Below are 3,580 nucleotides of genomic sequence, written 5' to 3' on the forward strand. Positions count from 1 at the left end.
TACCGGCCATGTGATGAGCGAAGCCGATATCGGCGGTCGCGTCCTGCCCGCGGGCGCCGATCCGCGCATCGGCATCTTCTCCCATATCGGGGCGGTGGCGCTGAACGGCATCCATGATGCACGCATCCGGCTCGGCGACCTGGTGGTCGTCTTCGGTCTCGGTGTCCCCGGACAGATCGTGGTGCAGGCCGCGCATGCCTCGGGAGCCACCGTGATCGGGGTCGATCCGGTGCCGTTCCGGCGTCAGATGGCAGAGCGCATGGGCGCGGCGCGGACGTGCGATCCCACAGCCGGCTCCGTTGCCGATGCCATAAAGGACAGCAATGGCGGGCGCGGCGCCGACATCTGCATTGAAGTCTCGGGTTCGCCACCGGCGCTCGCCGAGGCCATGCGCACGGTGACCTATGCCGGCCGCGTGGTCGCCATGGGCTTCTTCCAAGGTGAGACGCGTGGGTTGAGGCTCGGCGACGAATTCCATCACAACCGCATCGAACTCATCTCCAGTCAGATCTCGGGCGTCGCACCTGAGGCTAGCCACCGCTGGAGCAAGCCGCGGCTCTGGGAGGCTGCCGTGCGGCTGCAGTGCGAAGGACGGCTCGACCTGCTGCCGCTGATCACCGAAATGGTGCCCTTTGCCGAGGCCCCCGCCCTGTTCGCGCGGCTCGACCAGGGCGGCGATCCCTCCATTCTGCAGTCCGTGCTCAACTTTGGAACCCTCACATGACCCTGCGCGCCGCCCTACTCGGCCCTGGCGGCATCGGCACCCGCCACGCAGACGCCCTGGCCAAGATAGAGGGCGCCGAGTTCGTCGCCTGCTGCGGCCGCGACCTCGACAAGACCCGCGCCTTCGCAGCCTCACGGGGAATCGCGGCTTACACCGATTTCGACCGAATGCTGGCTGCGGAGCGGCTCGACCTGGTCATCGTCGCCTTGCCGCCCTTCGCCCATCACGGACAGGTCGAGGCAGCGGCGCGTGCCGGCGTGAACCTGCTGGTCGAAAAGCCGATCACCCTCACCAACGAGCATGCGGCAAGGATGGTCGAGGCAACGCGGGGCGTCGTTGCCGCCTGTGGCTTCATGTATCGCTTCGGCGGCGCCGTGCGGCGCTGGCAGGAGCTGGTGACGGCAGGCGCGGCCGGCCGCATTGCTCATTTCTCCGGTTCGTTCCACTGCAATGCCCTCCACGCCCCCTGGTGGCGCGACCGTGAAAAAGCCGGTGGCCAGATGGTGGAGCAACTTGTCCATATCGTTGATCTTGCGCGTGTGAACCTGGGCATGCCGCGCTCGGTCTTCGCCTCAGCCACCCGCTTCGGCCATGCCGACGTCCCCGGCTACACGGTCGAGGACGTCAGCGCGCTCATTCTGACCTATGAGAGCGGCGCCATCGGCGTCCTCCACGCCTCTAATCTGGCGGTGCCCGGCCGTTGGGCCAAGCAGTGGCAAGTGATCGGCGAGACCATGGTCGCTGATTTCACTGACTGGAACGTCGCCGAGATCACCGACACCCGGCCCGGCGGCATGAGCCAACGCATCGAAACCTCGGTCGACCCGTTCGTCGCCCAGCTTGAAGACGTGGTCGACGCCATCGGCAGCGGCCGCGCACCCCGCGTGCCGCTTTCCGATGGTGCCGACACGCTGCGCATCGTCCTGGCGGCTCGTGACTCCGCGGACCGGAAGCACGAGGTGTTTCTGTGACCTTTGACCCCACCGGCACCTCCTTTGACCTTGGCGGCGTGCTGCTTGGCGATCTGGCGCCACTGGTCGACGGAACGGTGCCCGAACACCGGCTGGAGCGGGCTGATGATCGCGGCCTTGCCTGGCGACTGAGCGACGGAACGATGGTAGAGTTGCAGATTGAGGGCGAGCGCCTCGACCTGCGACTCTCCGGTTTCATCGGCACCCGGCGCCTTTCTTCGCTCGGTCTGCGCATCGGCCGCGCCGCCAACGTGCGCCAGTACCTGCGCAACGGCTACATGAGCTGGGACGGCTCCCATTTGGTCGAACCCGACACGGCAATGGAAGCCGCCGCTGCCGACCCGAACCTGCTCGAAGGCTACGCCGCCACAGCCCTCTTGCCCCGCGGGCGCGACGGCGCCGTCATACTCGGCTTCCTTCGCCACGACAGGTACCAATCGCGCTTTCGCTTCAACTTCGAGAACGGACCGCTCGCGATCGACGTCGAGACGCTGATCGACCGCAAGTCTTTCACCGGCGAGGTTCGCGCCGAGCCGCTGATCCTGTTTGCCGGCGACGATACCGAACAGGCCCTCGCCCGCTGGGCCCGCGCCGTGGCCGAGGCCAGTCCAGTGCCGCCCCGTCTTCCGCCGCGCCGCGTCACCGGCTGGTGCTCCTGGTACAATCTTTACGCCTCGCTTGAGCCCAAGGTACTGCTCGAACATCTCGACGCCGCGGCCCGCTTCCGCGAGGAAAGCAAGGTGCCCTTCGACATTTTCCAGATCGACGATGGCTTCACGCCCGAAATGGGCGACTGGCTCGACTTCAAGCCGCAATTCCCGCAGGGCATTCGGCCCATCCTCGAGGCAGCGCGCGACAAGGGATTTACCCCCGGCCTCTGGATCGCCCCCTTCATGGTGGGCAACCGCTCGCGGCTCTTTGCCGAACATCCCGACTGGATCGTGCGCAGTCGCGCCACCGGCGAGCCGCTCGCCCCCATGACTTTTTACGGCGAGTTCCGCTGGCACAAGCGCAGCGAGGAATACTACGTCCTCGACGTCACCCATCCCGATGCGGAAGCCTATATCAGGCGCGTATTCCGCACCTGGGCGCGCGAGTGGAACTGCGGCTACTTCAAGGCCGATTTCCTCCACCTCGGCTCCACCTATGGCCCGGACCAGGCGTTGTGGCACGAGGACGGCCTCAGCCGCATCGAAATCTGGATGCGCATGGCCCGGCTGATGCGCGAGGAGATCGGCGAGGCGACCCTGCTCTGCTGCGGCTCGCCCATCTGGGCGGCGGTGGGCTACGCCGACGTCATGCGCATCGGCCGCGATGTCGGGGTGTCCTGGCGCGGGCACTATTCCGCCCAGTCGCTGCTGCGCGACCAGACCGCCCGCAATTTCGCCAATGGCATCCTGTGGCAGAGCGATCCCGACTGCATCCTGCTCCGCGACCGCTTCCACGAACTGACCGACGATCAGGTGCGTTCGCTTGCCATGTTCGCCGGTCTCGCCGGTGGCGTCGTCATGACCAGCGACCAGCTCGACGAGGTGTCGCCCGAGCGTCGGCAGCTCTTCGCCGATCTGCTGGCCAAGCCACGGGCTATTTCCTGCAGCTTCCCCGAGCTCGGCCGATCGGCACTGCACTATACGCTCTCGAGCTATCCCAACGGCGAGCCGATGGCCGTCAGCCATGCCGACCCGGTACTGATCCAGAGTACACGGCAGGCCGATGGGTCATTGCTCGTCAATGTGTTCAATACAGGCGACCGCGCAACCGAGCGGCTGGTGCCGTGGTCGATCTTCGAAGGACACGGGCCGGTCTTCGAGGACGCGGAGCGCTGCGTCGAGGGTTCGCACGGTATCCCGGTTCATCTCCGCCCCTACCAGTCACGGCAGTTCAC

General features: G+C 66.5%; 3 protein-coding genes. All 3 read left to right on the forward strand.

What is annotated here, in order from left to right; translation table 11 throughout:
* Positions 1–13 precede the first annotated feature (13 nt).
* Complete coding sequence (locus VGD93_RS06235; protein WP_395010287.1) at positions 14–724, forward strand: zinc-dependent alcohol dehydrogenase; 711 nt, start codon at positions 14–16, stop codon at positions 722–724.
* On the forward strand, positions 721–1,695 hold the full coding sequence (locus VGD93_RS06240; protein WP_395010289.1) for a Gfo/Idh/MocA family protein: 975 nt from the start codon (positions 721–723) through the stop codon (positions 1,693–1,695). The genes VGD93_RS06235 and VGD93_RS06240 overlap by 4 nt, the downstream gene beginning before the upstream one ends.
* Positions 1,692–3,580 (forward strand): glycoside hydrolase family 36 protein (locus VGD93_RS06245; RefSeq protein WP_395010291.1); only part of this gene is annotated, 1,889 nt, incomplete at its 3' end. The genes VGD93_RS06240 and VGD93_RS06245, both read left to right, overlap by 4 nt.

Source organism: Devosia sp. (genome assembly GCF_036406155.1).
Taxonomy (GTDB): domain Bacteria; phylum Pseudomonadota; class Alphaproteobacteria; order Rhizobiales; family Devosiaceae; genus Devosia_A.

Bases quoted from the DNA above. Each gene is read 5' to 3' on its own strand.
- VGD93_RS06235 (WP_395010287.1), top strand. From the start codon at position 14: ATGAGCGAAGCCGATATCGGCGGTCGCGTCCTGCCCGCGGGCGCCGAT.
- VGD93_RS06240 (WP_395010289.1), top strand. From the start codon at position 721: ATGACCCTGCGCGCCGCCCTACTCGGCCCTGGCGGCATCGGCACCCGC.